Genomic DNA, 18,596 nt, shown 5'->3' on the forward strand with positions numbered 1-18,596 from the left:
GCGCTCGTCGGCGTCCGCCGGGGCCTCGGCTACCCTCGGCGGGTGCGGTTGGTCATTGCGAAGTGCTCGGTGGACTATGTCGGACGGCTCTCGGCCCACCTGCCCCCGGCGACCCGGTTGCTGATGGTGAAGGCGGACGGGTCGGTGTCGATCCACGCCGACGACCGGGCCTACAAGCCGTTGAACTGGATGAGCCCGCCCTGTCGGCTGGAGGAGGCGCCCGGCGTCTGGCGGGTGGTGAACAAGGCCGGCGAGGAACTGCGCATCACCCTGGAGGAGATCTTCCAGGAAACCTCGTACGAGCTGGGCGTGGACCCGGGCCTGCGCAAGGACGGCGTCGAGGCGCACCTCCAGGAACTGCTCGCCGCGAACCCGGCGACGCTGGGGGAGGGCTACACGCTGGTCCGGCGCGAGTACATGACCGCGATCGGGCCGGTCGACCTGCTCTGCCGGGACGCCAACGGCGGCGCGGTGGCGGTCGAGGTGAAGCGGCGCGGCGAGATCGACGGCGTGGAGCAGCTCACCCGCTACCTGGAGCTGATGAACCGCGATCCGCTGCTCGCGCCGGTCAGCGGCGTGTTCGCCGCGCAGGAGATCAAGCCGCAGGCCCGGGTGCTCGCCACCGACCGCGGGATCCGCTGCGTGGTGGTCGACTACGACAAGCTGCGCGGCATCGAGCGCGACGAGCTGACGCTGTTCTGAGGCGTCGCCTCAGCGGCCCCGGCCGTACATCAGCTTGGCGATCTTGACGATGCGGGCGACGTCGGCCGGGGTGCGCTCGAACGTCATCGCCGGCAGCAGCGACCGGGCCCGGCGGCGGGTGACCGACTTGGGCCGGCCGAACTCGCGCAGCCCCTCCTCGCCGTGGATGCGGCCGAAGCCGGACTCGCCCGTGCCGCCGAACGGCAGCGTCGACATGCCGGCGAACGTCAGCGCCGAGTTGACCGAGGCCATCCCGGAGCGCAGCCGCCGCGCCACCGCCACCGCCCGCGCCCGGCCGAAGACCGAACCCCCGAGCCCGTACGGCAGCGCGTTGGCCCGCTCGACCGCCTCGTCCACGTCGCGGACGCGGTTGACCACGAGCGTCGGGCCGAACGTCTCCTCCTGGACGGCGGCCGAGTCCTCCGGCACGTCCACGAGCACCGTCGGGTGCACGTAGGGCGGCTGGACCGCCTCGGGGCCGCCGAGCACCGCACGGCCGCCCCGGTCGATCGCGTCATCGATGTGCCGGCGGATGACGTCGATCTGCGACGGCATGGTGATCGGGCCGAGGTCGGAACCGTCGGCGCCCACCGTGAGCCGCCCGGCCTTGGCCACCACCTTCTCCACGAACGCGTCGAAGACCTGGTCGACCGCGTAGACCCGCTCGATGCCGATGCAGGTCTGGCCGGCGTTGGTCAGCCCGCCCCACACGCACGCCTCCGCCGCGGCGTCCAGGTCGGCGTCCGTGTCCACGATCATCGCGTCCTTGCCGCCGGCCTCCAGCAGCACCGGCGTGAGCGACTCGGCGCAGGCGGCCATCACCCGCTTCGCGGTCGCTGTCGAGCCGGTGAACGCCACCTTGCCGACCCCGGAGCGGCACAGCGCCGCGCCGACCGCGCCGAACCCGTGCACCACCTGGAACACCGGCTGCTCCGGCACCACCTCGGCGAACCGGTCGACCAGCCACTGACCGACCGCCGGGGTGTACTCGCTCGGCTTGAACACCACCGCGTTGCCGGCCGCCAGCGCGTACGCGGCGGAGCCGATCGGGGTGAAGACCGGGTAGTTCCACGGGCCGATCACGCCGACCACGCCGTACGGCTGGTATTCCAGGTGACCGGTGAACTCGGCCAGGATCAGGCGGGAGCGGACCCGGCGCGGCCCGAGCACCCGCCGGGCGTTGCGGGCCGCCCAGTCGATGTGCTCCAGCGCGGTGAGGATCTCCACCACCGCGTCACCGACCGGCTTGCCGCCCTCGGTGTGCATCAGGTCGGCCAGTTCCTCGATCCGCCGGGCGAGCACGCCGCGCCAGCGCTGGAGGCGGTCCCGCCGGCCGGCGAAGCCGAGCCCGGCCCACCAGTCGCCGGCCTCCCGGGCGCGGTCGACGGCGGCACGCACGTCCGCCTCGGCGGCCAGCGGGAATCGGCCCGCCTCGGCGCCGGTGGCCGGGCTGGTCGACACCAACAGACCCTCGGAGATGAGCGGGGCGCCCGGCACATGTACAGCGGTCATGGCCGAAGTCTAGACCCGAGGATTACTCGCCGGTAGGTGTCGAACGCGCCGTACGCTGCGCGGACGATCAGCCGGCGCATCGACGGAGATGCCGTCCGAAACGGCGAACGGGAGATGACCGGCCGGGGTCGCGGGGGTGACCGCGCGGTGGTGCAAGCCACTACGGTGAGGTGGCAGGCTGACGCCGCGGGGCGATGTGGGGTGGAGGTCGACTGTCCATGGAGGAGCATCCTGAGCTGATGCCGTTGCTGACGGTGTCCGGCGGGGCGATGCGAGGGCTCACGTTCCGGGTCGGCCAGGACGCGCAGGTGATCGGCCGCGCGCCGACTGCCGACATCGTGCTCGCCGACCCGCACCTGAGCCGCCGGCACGCCACCGTCCGGGCCACCCCGGAAGGGGTGATGCTCACCGACCTCGGCTCGACCAACGGCACCTGGCTCAACGACACCCGGGTCACCGGCAGCGTGGCGATCGCCGACGGCGACGTGGTCCGCTTGGGCCGCACCGACCTGCGCCTCTACGACCCGGGCGTGGCCCGGACCGACCCGGTCGGGATGAGCTTCGGCGCGATGCGCCGCGACCAGCGTCCCACCCTGCCGCTGCCCGTCCCCGGGCCGCGTCAGCCGATCGAGGCGCGCGAGGCCCAGCCGGCCGACGCCCGCTAGACCTCCGCACCCGCCGGCCCGCGCGCTCAGCCCGCGCGCCCCGCCACCCGCCACCCGCCGCCGTCGGCGGGGCCGGTGGACGGTGGACCGGGCGGGGTGGCGCCGGGCCCGGTCGATCATGAAGTTGGTGGCGTTCTGCGTCCGGTTTGTCGCCGCCAACTTCATGATCGACGCGCAAAGAGGGGTGGTGCGTGCGTGCGGTCCGCGAGGCGGGGGGTGTGCGCCACGTTTGGGGTGGGCGGTGTGGCCGTGGGGCACATGGTGCGGGGGTGGGGGCGCGTGCCAGCATGCGCGGATGCGCAGCGCACGGCTCACTGTCCAGGCCAACGGCATCACCCAGGCGGTCCGCGTGGCCGGCCCACCGGACGGCGTGCCGGTGCTGCTGGTGCACGGCAACGTCTCCTCCTCCGCGTTCTGGGAACCGTTGCTGGCCCGGCTGCCGGACACGCTGCGGGTGGTCGCCCCCGACCTGCGCGGCTACGGCGAGACCGACAGCGCGCCGGTCGACGCCACCCGAGGGCTGGACGACTTCGCCGACGACGTGGCCGCGCTGCTGGACGCCCCCGGGCTGTTCCCGCCCGGCGCCCGGCCGGTGGTGGCCGGGCACTCGCTGGGCGGCGGGGTGGCGATGCGGCTGCTCGTCGGCCACCCCGCGCGGTTGGCCGGGCTGCTGCTGGAGGCGCCGGTGTCCCCGTACGGCTTCGGCGGTACCCGGGACCTCGACGGCACCCCCACCACGCCCGACTTCGCGGGCACCGGCGCCGGTGGCGCGAACCCCGACTTCGTGGCCCGGCTCGCCGCCGGTGACCGGGGCGCGGACGGCCCGACCAGCCCGCGGGCGGTGCTGCGTGCCGCGTACGTGGCCGACCCGGCGTCGCTCGGCGACGACGAGGACCTGCTGCTGGAGAGCATGCTGACCACCGTCACGGGGGACGACAACTACCCGGGCACCGCTGTCGCCTCGCCGCACTGGCCGGGGACCGCGGCCGGGCGGCGCGGCGTGCTCAACGCGCTCGCCCCGGCCCACTTCCGGCTCGCCGACGAGCTGGTCGCCGTGCCGGGCAAGCCGCCGGTGACCTGGGTACGCGGCGACGCCGACGTGATCGTCTCGGACACCTCGCTGTTCGACCTGGCGTACCTCGGTCAGCTCGGTGTGGTGCCCGGCTGGCCCGGCGCCGGGGAGTGCCCGCCGCAGCCGATGGTGGGGCAGACCCGCGAGGTGCTGGAGCGGTACGCGGCGGCCGGCGGGACGTACCGGGAGGTGGTGCTGCCCGGCTGCGGGCACAGCCCGCACCTGGAGCGGCCGGCGGAGTTCGTCGCCGAACTGCTGGCGCTGGCCGGGGAGAACGCCACCGGCTGAGGCGCGGTGCGTGAAATATCCCACGGCGTCTCGACAACACAGCGTCACGTGGCAGACTCCGGCGCATAACCTTAGCGGCCGTTCATGTCGCGAACGGCGGAGTCGAGCCAGGGGAGGCCGGTCGTGGCGCGGGAGTTCACCAGGGTGGGCGTGGTGGGTCTGGGCACCATGGGTGCCGGCATCGTCGAGGTGTTCGCCCGCAACGGCGTCGACGTCACAGCCGTCGAGATCTCCGACGGGGCGCTGGAGCGCGGCCGGGCCACGCTCACCGGCTCCACGGACCGGGCCGTCGCCAAGGGCAAGCTCGCCGAGGCCGAGCGGGACGCCCTGCTGGCCCGCGTCGACTTCCGGGTCGGGCTGGACGCGCTGCACGACGTGGACCTGGTGATCGAGGCGGTGCCCGAGCACCTGGACCTCAAGCAGCGGATCTTCGCCGAGCTGGACCGGATCTGCAAGCCCGAGGCGATCCTCGCCACCAACACGTCCTCGCTGAGCGTCACCGAGATCTCCGTCGCCACCACCCGGCCCAACCAGGTCATCGGCATCCACTTCTTCAACCCGGCCCCGGTGATGAAGCTGGTCGAGGTGGTCCGCACGGTGGTCACCTCCGCCGACGTGGTCGCCGACGTGGAAGCGCTCTGCGAGCGGCTCGGCAAGGTCGACGTGACGATCAGCGACCGGGCCGGCTTCATCGCCAACGCGCTGCTGTTCGGCTACCTGAACCACGCGGTCGGCATGTTCGAGGCCCGCTACGCCACCCGCGAGGACATCGACGCCGCCATGAAGCTCGGCTGCGGCCTGCCGATGGGCCCGCTCGCGCTGATGGACCTGATCGGCCTGGACACCGCGTACGAGATCCTCGACACGATGTACCGGCGCGGCGGCCGGGACCGCCGGCACGCCCCGGCCCCGCTGCTCAAGCAGATGGTCACCGCCGGTCTGCTGGGCCGGAAGTCGGGTCGCGGCTTCTACACCTACGAGCGGCCGGGCTCGCCGAAGGTCGTACCCGACGAGTACACGCCGCTCGCCGCGGACGCCGCGCTCGCCGACGGCGCCCGCGCCATGGCGAAGGTCGGCGTGGTCGGCTCCGGCACCATGGCCACCGGCATCATCGAGGTGTTCGCCAAGGCCGGGTACGAGGTCGTCTCGGTGACCCGGGGCGCGGAGAAGTCCGCGAAGGTCTGCGAGGCGGTCAAGACCTCGCTCAACAAGGGCGTGGTGCGGGGCAAGCTCAGCGAGACCGACCGGGACGAGGCGCTCGGCCGGATCACCTGGTCCGCGACGCTGGAGCACCTGGCCGACGTCGACCTGGTGGTCGAGGCCGTGATCGAGGAGTTGAGCGTCAAGAAGGCGCTGTTCGCCAGCCTCGACGAGATCTGCAAGCCCGGCGTCGTGCTCGCCACCACCACCTCGTCGCTGCCGGTGATCGACGTGGCGATGGCGACCCAGCGCCCGGCCGACGTGGTCGGCCTGCACTTCTTCAACCCGGCGCCGATCATGCCGCTGGTGGAGATCGTGCAGACCATCCGTACCTCCGCCGAGACGTCGGCCACCGCCCGCGCGGTCTGCGCGAAGCTCGGCAAGACCGGCGTCGTCTGCGGCGACCGGTCCGGGTTCATCGTCAACGCGCTGCTGTTCCCGTACCTGAACGACGCGGTGAAGATGCTGGAGGCCAGCTACTCGACCGCCGACGACATCGACTACGCGATGAAGCTCGGCTGCGGCTACCCGATGGGCCCGTTCGAGCTGCTGGACGTGGTCGGCCTGGACGTCTCGCTGGCCATCCAGCGGGAGCTGTACCTGGAGCTGCGCGAGCCCGGATTCGCCCCGGCGCCGCTGCTGGAGCACCTGGTCACGGCCGGCTACCTGGGCCGCAAGACCGGCCGCGGCTTCCGCGACCACACCCGGCGCTGACCGCTGTCAACAGCCGGGCCCGGTGACGGCGTCTTCGAGGTGTGACCTTCGAGGAGTACGTCGGCAGCCGCGGCCCGGCTCTGTTGCGTCTGGCCCGGCTGCTGACCGGTGACGCGCACCGGGCCGAGGACCTGACGCAGGACGTGCTGGCGCGCGCGTACGTGCACTGGCGGAAGATCGCCCGCGCCGACCGGCCCGACGTGTACGTGCGGCGGATGCTCGTCAACGCGAACACGTCCTGGTGGCGGCGGCGGTCCAGCCGCGAGCTGGCGGTGGACACGTTCGCCGACCGGCCCGAGCGTGGCGACCTCGGCGGCGAGGCGGCCGATCGGGACGAGATGTGGCGGCTGATCCGCGCCCTCCCGGACCGTCAGCGCGCCGTGCTTGTGCTGCGCTACTACGAGGATCTGGACGACGCCACGATCGCCCAGATCCTCGACTGCTCCCCGGTCACCGTCCGCACCCACGCGATGCGGGCGCTCGCCCACCTCCGGGAGCGCTGCGGCGTCCCGATGACCAAGGGGAGCCGGCCGTGACCGACCTCGACCAGCGGATCGCCTCAGTGTTGCGGGAGCACGCCGAGGGCGCCGTGGACATCGACCGGCTGACCGCCGGGGCCGTGACGGGTGGCCGCCGTCGGCTACGCCGTCGCCGGGCCGTGTTCGGTGGTCTCGCCCTGGTCGCGCTGCTCGGCGGCCTCACCGTCGTTCCGGGCCTGCCGGGCGTGGACCGGCCGCTCACCGGCCCGGCCGCCCCGGCCGTGCCGGATGGGGCAGCGCCACCGCTGATGCGGGCCGCGCCGGGCGCGGCGGCCGCGCCGGAGGTCGTCGGCACCGACGCCGGGGTGCTGCACTTCGGCGTCGACACCACCCGGGTCCGCTACCTGAGCTGGGAGGCGTCGCAGGGCCGGGAGACCGTCGGGCTGGACGTCGGCGACGGGCGGAAGGTCACCGTCGAGCTGGCGCGCTCGTCGCAGACGCTGCGGGATGCCAGCGCCGAGGGGGTGCCGTTCGAGGTCGCTGCGCTCGCCGAGGAGGCGGCGTTCGACGGCCGGACCAGCACGCTGACCGTCGACGGGATGCCGATCCAGGTCCGGCAGTGGCGACCGGTGCCCGGGTTGTACGCGCGGGCCAGCGTGTCGGCGCAACAGGACACGGCGCTGACCGTCGCGGCCGAGGCGTTGCGGCTGACCGAGGCGCGCCGCTGTGGTGCTCCGGTCCGCGTCACGACCGTGCCGGACGGCGCCCGGGTCGCCAGCTGCCGGGTCAACGTGACCGGCTTCCCGCGGCTGGTGACCGCCCGGTTCAACATCGCCCGTGCCGACAACCACCAGATGAGCGTCTCCTACCAGTACGCGGCCGAGATCTCGCCACAAACCGTGGACCGCAACATGACGATCGGCGGGCGTCCCGCCCACCTCTACTCGGCACAGGACCGGATCGAGCTGCTGGGCGTGCCGAAGTCGCGCCTGCTCGCCGATTACGGCTGGCCGGAGCAGGGGTTCGACAAACTTGACGCGGCGCTCGTGCTGGGCGGCGTCCAGGTTGCGCCGGACCCGACCCGCCCGGAGACCTGGGACTGAGCGCTCGTCCGCCGGCCGGCCGCCCGACTCGGGCCGGTCCGGCCGGCGGACCGTACGCTTGGTGACCGTGAGCCCCCGTCGCAACCGCCCTCGCCGGGAAGAAGGCCCCGGCCTGGACGCCGAGCGTGCCCGCCACGGCGTGCCGACCGTGCAGCAGTGGCGCGACGGCGACTGGCAGGTACGCGCGATCAGCGGCGGCGCATCAGTCAAGACGTACCGCTGTCCCGGCTGTGACCAGGAGATCCGCCCGGGCGTGGCGCACTTGGTGGCCTGGCCGGCCGACGACCGGGGTGACCTGACCGACCGCAGGCACTGGCACTCCGGCTGCTGGCGGGCCCGTGACCGGCGCGGACCGAACCTCCAGCGCGGCCGGGGCGCCCCGCGCTACGGCTGAGCGATCTGGATCACCCGGTTCCCGTCCCACTGGGCGGCGGGGCCGCCGACGCGGGAGACTGGCAGGCGTGAGCACTCCGATTCGCGCGTCGTCGATCCTGCCCGGCCGCCGGGAGGACATCGAGCTGCACACGGCCGACGGGTTGACGCTCGTCGGCGAGCTGGCCCGGCCGCTGGACCGCGAACCGGCCGCCACGCTGGTCTGCCTGCATCCGCTGCCCACCCACGGCGGGATGATGGACAGCCACGTGTTCCGCAAGGCGGCCTGGCGGCTGCCCGCGCTGGCCGGCCTCGCGGTGCTCCGGTTCAACACGCGGGGCACCACCAGCGTCCGCGGCACCAGCGAGGGTGCGTTCGACGGCGCGGTCGGCGAGAAGTTCGACGTGGCCGCCGCGATCGAGTACGCCGAGTTCCACGAGCTGCCGAACATGTGGCTCGTCGGCTGGTCGTTCGGCACCGACCTGGCGCTCAAGTACGGCTGCGACCCGGCGGTGGCGGGCGCGATCCTGCTCTCCCCGCCGCTGCGCTACTCCGCGCCGGAGGACCTGGCGGTCTGGGCCGAGACGGGCAAGCCGCTGACCGCCCTGGTTCCCGAGTTCGACGACTACCTGCGCCCGGAGGAGGCCCGGGAGCGGTTCGCCGCCGTGCCGCAGGCCGAGGTGGTGGGCGTGGACGGTGCCAAGCACCTCTGGGTCGGCGACGCGGAGAAGGTGCTGGACGAGATCGTCCGGCGGGTCGCCCCCGGCGTACCGCTGCCGTTGCCGACGACCTGGGACGGCCCGATGGAGACCGGCGACGCCAGCGCGTACGCCGACCGCACCGTCGCCGCGTTCGCGGACACCCCGGTGCCCGGCCCGGCCCAGCGGAGCGCCGAGTAACGGCTCAGCGGGCGTCCTGGCGGGGTAGCACCACCTCGCGCAGGATCAGCTGCAACGCGGCGACGGTGGGGATCGCGATGAGCGCGCCCACCACGCCCAGCAGCGCCACTCCGAGCAGCGCGGCGAGCAACGCGGCCACCTCGTTGACCGACACCGCCCGGCGCATGACCTTCGGATAGATCAGGTAGTTCTCCACCTGCTGGTAGAGCACGAAGAACACCAGGCAGGCGATGCCCACGGGCAGGTCTGTGGCGAGCCCGACGAGCGTCACCACCACCGCGCCGAGCGTCGCGCCGATCTGCGGGATCAGGTCGGTCACCGCGACCACCACGGCGAGGGCGAACGGGTACGGCAGGCCGACCGCCAGCGCGAACACGAACGTGCTCACCCCGGCCAGCACCGCGATGGCCAGTGCGCCGACCATGTACGCGCCGACCCGGGTGAGGATCTCGTCGCCGATCAGCCGGACCCGCTGCCGGCGCGAGCGCGGCACCAGCGCGTACCCGAGTTCGCGCAGCTTGTCGAAGTACGCCAGGAAGTAGATCGTCAGCACCAGCACGGTGAGCAGGCGGAAGATCGTCCCGAAGATCAGTTGCGCGCCGCCGAGGACACCGCCGAGCGCCCGCCCGACCGTGTCCGCGTTCGCCGCCGCCTGGACCCGCTCCATCACGTCGTACCGGATGACGAGGTCGTTGACAGTGGGATTGCGGCGCAGCTCCTCGACGTAGCCGGGTAGCTGTTGGATGAACTGGCCGGACTGGGTCACCACCGGCGGCACCAGCGCCAGCAGACCGGCGACGATCAGCAGCAGCAGGGTGAGGGTCACCACCGCCACGGCCAGGCCGCGCGGCACGCCCCACTTGCACAGCCGGACCACCGCCGGGTGCAGGCCGACCGCGAGGAACAGCGCGATCACCACGAGCACCAGGATGCCGGCGGCGTTGCGGATGCCCAGGAACAGCGCGTACGCCAGCAGCACGCCGAGCGCGCCGGTGAACCCGATCAGGAAGGCGCTGCGCCGCAGCGGCCGCCCCGGTACGCCGAAGCGCCCGCTCGGCTCGAACTCACCCGGCTCGACATCCGCGGCGACCGCCCGGCTTTCCGTGGCGGTCCGGGCGCTCTTCGTGGCGCCGGTGCCCGCGTTCGCCTCGGCCGGGTCGGCAGCGTCGGCGTCTCGGGGCCGCGCGTCTTCGGCGGGGGAACGGGAGGCGTCCCCGTCCACTGACGAGGCGGCCTCGTCGTCCCGGGCGGCGGAGCCCTCCTGCGACACCCGTGCCTCCCCGCAGCCCCGGCCCGCGCCGGGGTAGACGTCCACGGCCCGCGCCTGCCGGCGTGCGGACCCCTGCCCGCAGGGTAGTCGCCGCCGCACGCGCGAGCCATCCCACTGCCACGCTCCGTCGGGCCGGTGGCGTCCGCCGAGGACGGGCACGCCACACCGCCGGGACGCGGAAGCGCCCGGCGATGGGGGTCAGTCCTTGTCGACGGTGACGGTGCTGGGCTTCGCGCTGCGCTCGTCGGTGGTCGGCTTGGTCGGGCGCTTGCCGTTCTCGCCGGTGCTGGTGATCTTCGTCGGGGTGGCGCCCCGGCCACCCTCGCCCGGTACGGCTGCGACAGTGGGCTCCCCGTCGACGCCCGCGCCGGCGGGGGAGTCCATCGTGGTCACCGGCTCACCGACCGGCTTCGCCTTGCCCGCCTCGGCCGGCTCGCCGTCGCCCTTCGCCGGTCCGGCGCCGTCGGGGGCCGTCGTGGCGGCGCCCTTCGCGGCCACCGGCGCACCGCTGCCGACCGGGATGTCGGCGGGCTCGCCGCCGTCGTCGCCGGCCCGCCCGGAGGCGGCGGTGGCGAGGTCGCCCGGGTCGACCGGGGTGGCCGCGATCCCGGCCGAGTCGGCGTCACGCCGCTGATCGGCGAGCCGTCGTTGCAGGTCGTCGGACTCCTGCCGCGACTTCCAGGTCTCGGTACGCAGGTCGGCCAGCTCCTGCTGGGCCTTGGCGATCTCCAGCATCACCCCGGCGAGCTGCTGCCGGCCGGCGGCCACCTCCTGCTGGGTGGCGGCCAGGTGCTGCTGCGTGGTGGCGAGATGCTGCTGGGTGGTGGCCGCGTACTCCTCGAACTGGCGGCGCGAGGCCGCGACGTGCTCGTCGGCCTTGCGGCGCTGCGCGGTGGCGTCCGCCTCGGCGCGGCGCAGCAGCTCGGCGGCCTCCAGCTCGGCCTGCTGCCGCATGCCCAGCGCGTCGGCCTCGGCGGCCTGCCGGACGTCGGCGGCGGTGCGCTCGATCTCGTCGCGCCGCGTGGCGTACGCCTGCTCCAGCTCCTCCTGCCGCTTGGCGTGCTGGTTGTCCAGCTCGTCGCGGCGCTTGGCGAACTCCTGCTCGGCGGCGGCCCGGCGCTGGGCCAGCTCCTTCTCCGCGCCGTCCCGCCGCTCGGCGACCTCCTTCTCCACCCCGGCCCGCCACGCGCCCAGCTCCTGCTGGGTCTGCGCGCGGGACTGCTGCACGTACGCCTCGGTCTCGGTGCGCATGCGCTGCACGTACGCCTCGACCTCGGCGCGGTTGCGCTTGCCGGCCTCGGCGGCCTCGGTGGTGAGCCGGTTGGCCTCGGTGCGGGCCCGGCCGCGGGTGGCCTTGGCGGCCTCCTCCGCGTCGTCCACGATCTTCTTGGCCTCGGCCAGCGCCTTGGCGTGTGTGGCCCGGCCGGCCTCGGCGGCGGCGTCGGTGAGCCGCTTGGCCTCCTGCTGGCCCTTGGCGTGCACCTCCTTGGCGGCCTCGCGGAGCTGGCTCGCCTCCTGCTGGGCCTTGGCCAGCGCCTCCTTGGCCGCCTCGCGCAGCCGCGCGGCCTCCTGCTGGGCCCGGGCGTGGATCTCCTTGGCCGTGTCGCGGAGCTGGGTGGCCTCCTGTTGTGCCTTCGCCAGTGCGTCCTGGGCGGTCCGGCGCAGCTTCTCGGCCTCGTCCTGTGCTGCCGTCCGCAGCTTCGTCGACTCGTCCTGCGCGGCCTTGCGCAGCTGCGCGGACTCGTCCTTGGCGGCCTTGAGCGTGGCCTCGGCCTCGGCCTTGCGGGCGGCGGTGTGCCGCTCCTCCTCGGCCCGGCGGGCGGCCAGCGCGATCTCGAAGTCCTTGAGCGCCTGGGCGGCCTGCTCCCGGGCCTCCTCGACGATGTGCTCGGCGGCGGCGCGGCGGGCCTCGATCTCCTCGTTGGCGGCGCCGAGGATCTCGTCGGCCTGTTCCTCGGCCATGGTGAGGATCTGCTCGACGCGCGGACCCAGGTGCCGGAACGACGCCCGGTCCACCACCGCCGCCTGCTTGCGCACCTGGGCCAGGTCGCGCTGGAGCACCTCGACCTGACCGGCCAGCTTGTGGATCTGGGTGTACGCCTGTTCCCGCTCGGTGGTCAACGCCGCGATCTCGTGCTCCGCGCGAGCGACGTAGCGGTCGACCTGCCGTTTCTCGTACCCCCGCAGGGCGGACTCGAAGCTGGGCTCCGTCGTCACGTCCCCGCCGAGCGCGAACAGTTCCTCGCCGTGCGACATGCCCCCATCCTCACACGCATCCGGCTCTGCTGGGGCGATACGGACGCCCCTTCTGGGAGCTACTTCACCCTCCTGGCGAAACGGGCCGCACAAGCATGACGGCGCGGGGCGACACCGGTCACCCGGCGTCACCCCGCGCCGTGGCTCATGCCCCCGACAGCGGGTGTTTCGATCAGCCGGCCGACTCGGCCGTCACCTTCTGCCCGGAGGCGTCCGCCTTCGGCGTCTCGGCCTTGGCGCCGGCCGGCACGCCCGGCACGATGCCGGCCAGGCCGGACAGCATCTGCCCGAGCTGCGAGGTGACCGCGTCCTTCTGGCGGGTGAGGTCCTCGACCTCGCGGCGGGCCGCCTGCGTGGTCAGCTCGGCCTCGGTGCGGGCCTCGTTGAGCACCCGCTGCGCCTCGGCGCGCGCCTCGTTGAGCGTCTTGTCGGCGAGCGCCTTGGCCTTGTCGACGGTGTCGTTGGCGGTGCGCTCGGACTCGACCCGCCGGGCCTCGGCCCGCTGCTCGATCTCCTTGGCCCGCTCCTGGGCGGCACGGGCCCGCTGCTCGGCCTCGTTGACCAGCTTCTGGGTCTGCGTGACCTGGGCGGCGTGCCGCTCCGACTCCTCGCGCTCGGCCTTCTCCCGCCGCTCGGCGAGCTGCAGCTCCAGGGCCTGGAGGTCCTTGTCGCGCTTGTCGCGCGCGTCGGTGAGCAGCTTGGTCGCCTCGGCCCGCTTCTCCTCGGCCTCCCGGGCGGCCTTGGCCCGCTGCTGGGTGATCTCCCGCTCGGCGGTGGCGCGCAGCGTGGCGACCTCGCGCTCGACGGTCGACTTCAGCTCGGCCACCTCGTGCGCGGTGACCGTACGCAGCTGCTTGGTCTCGCGGTCGGCGTCGGCGCGCAGCGTGTCGGCCTCGCGGCGGGCCTGCACCCGGACCTCGGCGGCCTCGCGCTCGGCGGCGGTGCGGACGCTGCCGGCCTCACGCTCGGCGGTCGCCTTCATGGCCGCGGCCTCGGCGCGCGCCTTGTCGGTGATCTCACGCGCCTCGAGGCGGGCGGCGGAGAGGATGCCCTCCGACTCGCGCTTGGCCTCGTTGCGGTGGTCGTTCGCCTGCTCCTCGGCCAGCCGCAGGATCTGCTCGACGCGAGTGCCCAGGCCGGACAGGGTCGGCCGGCTGTTCTCCTCGAGCTGCTTGTTGGTCTCGGTGAGCTTCTGCTCCAGCGCGCTCTGGCGCTGCTCGGCCTGCCGCAGGCGGCGCTGCGCGTCGTTCATCCGCTGCTCGGCCTCGGCGCGGGCCTGCTCGGACTGGCTCAGGGCGGCGCTGAGGCGGCCGATGAAGTCGTCGACCTGGTTGGTGTTGTAACCACGCAGGCCGACGGTGAAATCTGGCTGTGAGTTCGCGTTATCGAAGAACGCAAGAGGGGAGGACTGCTGCTGGGGCATTGGGACATAGTGGCAGACGCCCCAGGGTGGTTCGCAAGAGTGGTCGGCAGCTTTCGCGTCCTGTTTACATGGTCAACTCCGCTGGCCGCCTGGACCGGACCAATCGGCGATCTTGGCAGCTCCCGCGCGGGTCGGTCGAGTGGGGCGTCCCGGGGAAGGTGGCGCGAAAAGGGCCGCGGGTCGGAACCCGCGGCCCTTTGTTGCGTACGTCAGTCGAATGGTGCCCGGATCGACCGGAAAGGCAATCCGGTACGACCGTACGGTCAGTGACCGCGGAACCGGTTGATGGCGCTTTCGTGCCGCGAACGCATCTCGACGTCCCGGACGCCGAGCCCGTCGGCGGGGGCGAGGCACCGCACGCCGACCTTGCCCTGGTGCGCGTTGCGGTGCACCTCGTACGCGGCCTGGCCGGTCTGCTCCAGCGCGTACGTCTTCGACACGGTCGGGTGCACCTTGCCGAGCGCGACCAGCCGGTTGGCCTGCCACGCCTCGTGGTAGTTGGCGAAGTGGCTGCCGACGATCCGCTTGAGGTGCATCCACAGGTAGCGGTTGTCGTACTGGTGCATGTAGCCGCTGGTGGAGGCGCAGGTGACGATCGTGCCGCCCTTCTTGGCGACGTAGACGCTGGCGCCGAACGTCTCCCGGCCCGGGTGCTCGAAGACGATGTCCGGGTCCTCGCCGCCGGTCAGCTCGCGGATGCGCTCACCGAAGCGGCGCCACTCGTTCTGGTCCTGGGTCTGCTCGTCGGACCAGAACTTGAACCCCTCGGCGGTGCGGTCGATGACCAGCTCGGCGCCCATCTTGCGGCACAGCTCGGCCTTCTCCGGGGAGGAGACCACGCAGACCGGGATCGCGCCGCCGTTGAGCGCCATCTGGGTGGCGTAGCCGCCGAGGCCGCCGGAGGCGCCCCAGATCAGCACCACGTCGCCCTGCTTCATGTTCGCGCCGTGGTGCGAGACGAGCTGCCGGTACGCGGTGGAGTTGACCAGCCCGGGGCTGGCCGCCTCCTCCCAGCTCAGGTGGCGCGGCTTCGGCATCAGCTGGTTGGCCTTGACCACCGCCAGCTCGGCCAGGCCGCCGAAGTTGGTCTCGAAGCCCCAGATCCGCTGTTGCGGGTCGAGCATGGTGTCGTCGTGGCCGGCGGAGTCCTCCAGCTCGACCGACAGGCAGTGCGCGACCACCTCGTCGCCGGCCTTCCACTTGGTCACGCCCGGCCCGGTGCGCAGCACGACGCCGGCGGCGTCCGAGCCGACCACGTGGTACGGCAGGTCGTGGCGGCGGGTCAGCTCGGAGAGCCGGCCGTAGCGCTGGAGGAACTTGAAGGTGGGCAGCGGCTCGAAGATGCTCGTCCACACCGTGTTGTAGTTGATCGCGCTGGCCATCACTGCGACCAGGGCCTCACCCGGGCCCAGCTCGGGGGTGGGGACCTCCTGCACGTGCAGCGCCTTGCGCGGGTCCTTGTCGCGGGTGGCCATGCCCTCGAACATGCGGGTGTCCTCGGCACGCACCACCACGCCCCGGTAGCTCTCCGGCACGGGCAGGGCGGCGAGGCCGGCGAGCTCCCGCTCCGGCTGCGACGAACCCTCCGCCGCCATGATCGCTTCGAGGATGTCCTGCACGGTGACCTCCCGTTAGTCCACACCCGCACGACGCGGGCAGGGGTGCTGCCATCGTCGGCGCCGGTGCGACGGGACCGCCATGTCGGCAATCGACACATTCGGCAACCGGTCGCCGCTGCTGTTCGGGCGGACGTTACTGAACGGTAGCTAAAGCGGGAAGCCCTCTGTGAAAAACTGCATCGACCGATGCGTGGAGGTGTCCGTGGGAACGTGCAAGCGCGCACTGCCGCGCGCGTTCCCACATGCCGGGAGGGGGCCGTGACCGACCCCCTCCACGCACGTCAGGCCGGCTGGACCAGCTCGATCAGCACGCCGCCGGCGTCCTTGGGGTGCACGAAGTTGACCCGGGAGTTCGAGGTTCCGCGCCGGGGCGCGTCGTAGAGCAGCCGTACGCCGCGCTCGCGCAGCGCCGCGCAGGCCACGTCGATGTCCGCCACCGTGTACGCGACCTGCTGGATGCCCGGCCCGCGCTTGTCCAGGAACTTGCCGATCGTGGTGTCCGGCGAGAGCGGGGCGAGCAGCTGCACCATGCCGCCGGAGGCGTCCGGCCCGACCGCGAGCATCGCCTCGCGTACGCCCTGCTCGGCGTTGGTCTCGGTGTGCACGCAGCGCATCCCGAACGTGCGCTGGTAGAAGTCGATCGCGGCGTCCAGGTCGGCCACGGCGATCCCGACGTGGTCGATGCGGCGCAGGCCGATGTCTGTGACAAACTCGGCAGCGGGCTCGACGGGGGAGTTCTCAGCCATGACGCTAGTCTGACCGAACAATCGTTAAGGCGTACAGGTCGGCACCCCCTCGGAGGCAGGCAATGGCTTCGGTGATCGTCAGCGGCGCGCGGACCCCCATGGGGCGCCTGCTGGGCAACCTCAAGGACCTCCCCGCGACCAGGCTCGGTGGCATCGCGATCAAGGCGGCCCTGGAGCGCGCCGGCGTCGCGCCCGAGCAGGTCCAGTACGTGATCATGGGCCAGGTGCTCCAGGCCGGCGCCGGGCAGATCCCGGCCCGGCAGGCGGCCGTCGAGGCCGGCATCCCGATGTCCACCCCGGCGCTGACCATCAACAAGGTCTGCCTCTCCGGGCTGGACGCGATCGCGCTCGCCGACCAGCTCATCCGGGCCGGTGAGTTCGACGTCGTGGTGGCCGGCGGCATGGAGTCCATGACCAACGCCCCGCACCTGCTGCTCGGCCAACGCTCCGGCTACAAGTACGGCGACGTGACGGTCAAGGACCACATGGCTCTCGACGGCCTCACCGACGCCTGGGACTGCTGCTCGATGGGCGAGTCCACCGAGCGGCACGGCGCGAAGCACGGCATCACCCGCGAGGAGCAGGACGCGTTCTCCGCGGCCAGCCACCAGCGCGCCGCCGCCGCGCAGAAGAACGGCCACTTCGGCGACGAGATCACCCCGGTGGTCATCCCGCAGCGCAAGGGCGACCCGCTGGTGATCAGCGAGGACGAGGGCATCCGCCCGGACACCACCGCCGAGTCGCTCGGAAAGCTGCGTCCCGCCTTCACCAAGGACGGCACCATCACCGCCGGCAGCTCCTCGCCGATCTCCGACGGCGCCGCCGCCGTGGTCGTGATGAGCAAGGCGAAGGCCAAGGAGCTGGGCCTGACCTGGCTGGCCGAGATCGGCGCGCACGGCAACGTGGCCGGCCCGGACAACTCCCTGCACTCGCAGCCGTCCAACGCGATCAACCACGCCCTGAAGAAGGGCGGCCTGAGCATCGAGGACCTCGACCTCATCGAGATCAACGAGGCGTTCGCGGCGGTCGGCATCCAGTCCGCCCGTGACCTCGGGATCAGCGCCGACAAGGTGAACGTCAACGGCGGCGCGATCGCGCTCGGCCACCCGATCGGCATGTCCGGCGCCCGCCTCGTACTCACGCTCGCGATGGAGCTGAAGCGGCGCGGCGGCGGCACCGGCGCGGCGGCGCTCTGCGGCGGTGGCGGGCAGGGCGACGCGCTGATCATCCACGTGCCGAACGGCGCCGAGAGCTGATTGCTGATACCTGTGAACGATGCACAGAACGCCCCGGCGGCGGCCACCGGCCCGGTGCGCCGCAGCCGGGACGTACCCATGCTGGTGGAACGGGCCCGCGCGGGTGACCCCCGCGCGGTGGCCCGGCTGATCACGCTGGTCGAGTCCGGCGACGAGGTGCTGCCGCAGGTCGCGGCGGCCCTCGCGCCGTACGCCGGGCACGCCCAGGTGGTCGGCCTGACCGGCTCGCCCGGCGTGGGCAAGTCGACCACCACGAACGAGCTGGTCCGGGCGCTGCGGGCGCGCGGTCACCGGGTCGGCGTGCTGGCGATCGACCCGTCCAGCCCGTTCACCGGCGGCGCGATCCTCGGCGACCGGGTCCGGATGCAGGACCACGCGACCGACCCGGGCGTCTACATCCGCTCGATGTCCAGCCGGGGCCACCTGGGCGGGCTCTCCGCGGCGACGCCGCAGGCGGTGCGGGTGCTGGAGGGCGCGGGCTGCGACGTGGTGCTCGTCGAGACCGTCGGCGTCGGGCAGGCCGAGGTGGAGGTGGCCTCGCTGGCCGACACCACGCTCGTGCTGCTCGCGCCGGGCATGGGTGACGCGATCCAGGCGGTCAAGGCCGGCATCCTGGAGATCGCCGACGTCTTCGTGGTCAACAAGGCCGACCGGGACGGCGCGGACGCCACGGTCCGCGACATCCAGGGCATGATCGCGCTCGGCGAGCGCGCGCCGGGGGAGTGGCGTCCGCAGGTGGTGCGCTCGATCGCCGCCCGCGGCGAGGGCATCGACGACATCGCCGCCGCGATCGACAAGCACCGCGACTGGCTGGAGCGCCACGGCGAGCTGCGCCGCCGCCGGGAGGCACGGGCCGCCGCCGAGATCGAGGCCATCGCGTTGGGCGCGCTGCGCGCCCGGATCGGCTCGCTGCGCGACGGTACGCAGCTCCCGACGCTCGCGGCCAAGGTGGCCGAGGGCGCCATCGACCCGTACGCGGCGGCCGACGAGCTGCTGGCCCAGCTCGGCTCCTGAAGGGTC

General features: G+C 73.1%; 16 protein-coding genes. 10 read left to right on the top strand and 6 right to left on the bottom strand.

Annotated features, from left to right (window positions below; all coding sequences use genetic code 11):
• Nucleotides 1–42: 42 nt before the first annotated feature.
• Nucleotides 43–702, top strand: coding sequence for an endonuclease NucS (gene nucS / locus GA0070562_RS17085; protein ID WP_091423301.1), 660 nt, complete (start codon nucleotides 43–45; stop codon nucleotides 700–702).
• Nucleotides 703–711: 9 nt separating this feature from the next.
• On the opposite strand, the gene GA0070562_RS17090 is transcribed toward nucS, so the two are convergent.
• Nucleotides 712–2,214, bottom strand: coding sequence for an aldehyde dehydrogenase family protein (locus tag GA0070562_RS17090; RefSeq protein ID WP_091422680.1), 1,503 nt, complete (start codon nucleotides 2,212–2,214; stop codon nucleotides 712–714).
• 218 nt (nucleotides 2,215–2,432) lie between these two features.
• Between GA0070562_RS17090 and GA0070562_RS17095 the strand changes: the two genes are divergently transcribed.
• From GA0070562_RS17095 to GA0070562_RS17125, 7 genes are all read left to right on the top strand, one after another.
• Nucleotides 2,433–2,879 carry an FHA domain-containing protein gene (locus GA0070562_RS17095; RefSeq protein ID WP_091422682.1) on the top strand — a complete coding sequence of 149 codons (447 nt, stop codon included), beginning with the start codon at nucleotides 2,433–2,435 and terminating at the stop codon, nucleotides 2,877–2,879.
• Nucleotides 2,880–3,174: 295 nt separating this feature from the next.
• Nucleotides 3,175–4,239 (top strand): alpha/beta fold hydrolase, encoded by a 1,065-nt coding sequence (locus GA0070562_RS17100; protein WP_091422685.1) that lies wholly within the window; start codon nucleotides 3,175–3,177, stop codon nucleotides 4,237–4,239.
• A gap of 123 nt (nucleotides 4,240–4,362) precedes the next feature.
• Nucleotides 4,363–6,153 (top strand): 3-hydroxyacyl-CoA dehydrogenase family protein, encoded by a 1,791-nt coding sequence (locus GA0070562_RS17105; protein WP_091422688.1) that lies wholly within the window; start codon nucleotides 4,363–4,365, stop codon nucleotides 6,151–6,153.
• 41 nt (nucleotides 6,154–6,194) lie between these two features.
• The gene (locus tag GA0070562_RS17110) at nucleotides 6,195–6,689 is read left to right on the top strand and encodes a SigE family RNA polymerase sigma factor (protein ID WP_091422691.1); all 495 of its coding nucleotides are present in this window, start codon (nucleotides 6,195–6,197) and stop codon (nucleotides 6,687–6,689) included.
• Nucleotides 6,686–7,735, top strand: a complete 1,050-nt coding sequence (locus tag GA0070562_RS17115) for a hypothetical protein (protein WP_091422693.1) — start codon at nucleotides 6,686–6,688, stop codon at nucleotides 7,733–7,735. The genes GA0070562_RS17110 and GA0070562_RS17115 overlap by 4 nt, the downstream gene beginning before the upstream one ends.
• A gap of 61 nt (nucleotides 7,736–7,796) precedes the next feature.
• Nucleotides 7,797–8,129: a hypothetical protein gene (locus GA0070562_RS17120; protein ID WP_091422696.1), complete on the top strand. Its 333-nt coding sequence runs from the start codon at nucleotides 7,797–7,799 to the stop codon at nucleotides 8,127–8,129.
• A 67-nt stretch (nucleotides 8,130–8,196) separates the two neighbouring features.
• Nucleotides 8,197–9,006: an alpha/beta hydrolase gene (locus tag GA0070562_RS17125; RefSeq protein WP_091422699.1), complete on the top strand. Its 810-nt coding sequence runs from the start codon at nucleotides 8,197–8,199 to the stop codon at nucleotides 9,004–9,006.
• A 4-nt stretch (nucleotides 9,007–9,010) separates the two neighbouring features.
• Here the strand turns inward: GA0070562_RS17125 and GA0070562_RS17130 are convergent, their stop codons facing one another.
• The 5 genes from GA0070562_RS17130 to mce form a co-directional block, all read right to left on the bottom strand.
• Nucleotides 9,011–10,276, bottom strand: coding sequence for an AI-2E family transporter (locus GA0070562_RS17130; protein WP_091422702.1), 1,266 nt, complete (start codon nucleotides 10,274–10,276; stop codon nucleotides 9,011–9,013).
• A gap of 198 nt (nucleotides 10,277–10,474) precedes the next feature.
• Nucleotides 10,475–12,532, bottom strand: coding sequence for a coiled-coil domain-containing protein (locus tag GA0070562_RS17135; protein WP_091422704.1), 2,058 nt, complete (start codon nucleotides 12,530–12,532; stop codon nucleotides 10,475–10,477).
• Nucleotides 12,533–12,704: 172 nt separating this feature from the next.
• Complete coding sequence (locus GA0070562_RS17140; protein ID WP_091422707.1) at nucleotides 12,705–13,955, bottom strand: DivIVA domain-containing protein; 1,251 nt, start codon at nucleotides 13,953–13,955, stop codon at nucleotides 12,705–12,707.
• 263 nt (nucleotides 13,956–14,218) lie between these two features.
• Nucleotides 14,219–15,574 carry a crotonyl-CoA carboxylase/reductase gene (ccrA, locus tag GA0070562_RS17145; protein ID WP_091422709.1) on the bottom strand — a complete coding sequence of 452 codons (1,356 nt, stop codon included), beginning with the start codon at nucleotides 15,572–15,574 and terminating at the stop codon, nucleotides 14,219–14,221.
• A 281-nt stretch (nucleotides 15,575–15,855) separates the two neighbouring features.
• Entirely contained in the window at nucleotides 15,856–16,320 is a 465-nt protein-coding gene (gene mce / locus GA0070562_RS17150) for a methylmalonyl-CoA epimerase (RefSeq protein ID WP_091422713.1), read from the bottom strand.
• Nucleotides 16,321–16,382: 62 nt separating this feature from the next.
• On the opposite strand from mce, the gene GA0070562_RS17155 reads away from it, so the two are divergent.
• Nucleotides 16,383–17,576: an acetyl-CoA C-acetyltransferase gene (locus GA0070562_RS17155; RefSeq protein WP_091422716.1), complete on the top strand. Its 1,194-nt coding sequence runs from the start codon at nucleotides 16,383–16,385 to the stop codon at nucleotides 17,574–17,576.
• 12 nt (nucleotides 17,577–17,588) lie between these two features.
• The gene (gene meaB / locus GA0070562_RS17160; protein ID WP_091422721.1) at nucleotides 17,589–18,590 is read left to right on the top strand and encodes a methylmalonyl Co-A mutase-associated GTPase MeaB; all 1,002 of its coding nucleotides are present in this window, start codon (nucleotides 17,589–17,591) and stop codon (nucleotides 18,588–18,590) included.
• Nucleotides 18,591–18,596: the final 6 nt, after the last annotated feature.

The sequence above is a fragment of the Micromonospora tulbaghiae genome, from assembly GCF_900091605.1.
Lineage (GTDB): Bacteria > Actinomycetota > Actinomycetes > Mycobacteriales > Micromonosporaceae > Micromonospora > Micromonospora tulbaghiae.

Excerpts from the sequence above, each read along its gene's own strand:
- GA0070562_RS17090 (WP_091422680.1), bottom strand. The coding sequence starts at position 2,214 with ATGACCGCTGTACATGTGCCGGGCGCCCCGCTCATCTCCGAGGGTCTG.
- GA0070562_RS17095 (WP_091422682.1), top strand. The coding sequence starts at position 2,433 with ATGGAGGAGCATCCTGAGCTGATGCCGTTGCTGACGGTGTCCGGCGGG.
- GA0070562_RS17100 (WP_091422685.1), top strand. The coding sequence starts at position 3,175 with ATGCGCAGCGCACGGCTCACTGTCCAGGCCAACGGCATCACCCAGGCG.
- GA0070562_RS17135 (WP_091422704.1), bottom strand. The coding sequence starts at position 12,532 with ATGTCGCACGGCGAGGAACTGTTCGCGCTCGGCGGGGACGTGACGACG.
- GA0070562_RS17140 (WP_091422707.1), bottom strand. The coding sequence starts at position 13,955 with ATGCCCCAGCAGCAGTCCTCCCCTCTTGCGTTCTTCGATAACGCGAAC.
- mce (WP_091422713.1), bottom strand. The coding sequence starts at position 16,320 with ATGGCTGAGAACTCCCCCGTCGAGCCCGCTGCCGAGTTTGTCACAGAC.
- GA0070562_RS17155 (WP_091422716.1), top strand. The coding sequence starts at position 16,383 with ATGGCTTCGGTGATCGTCAGCGGCGCGCGGACCCCCATGGGGCGCCTG.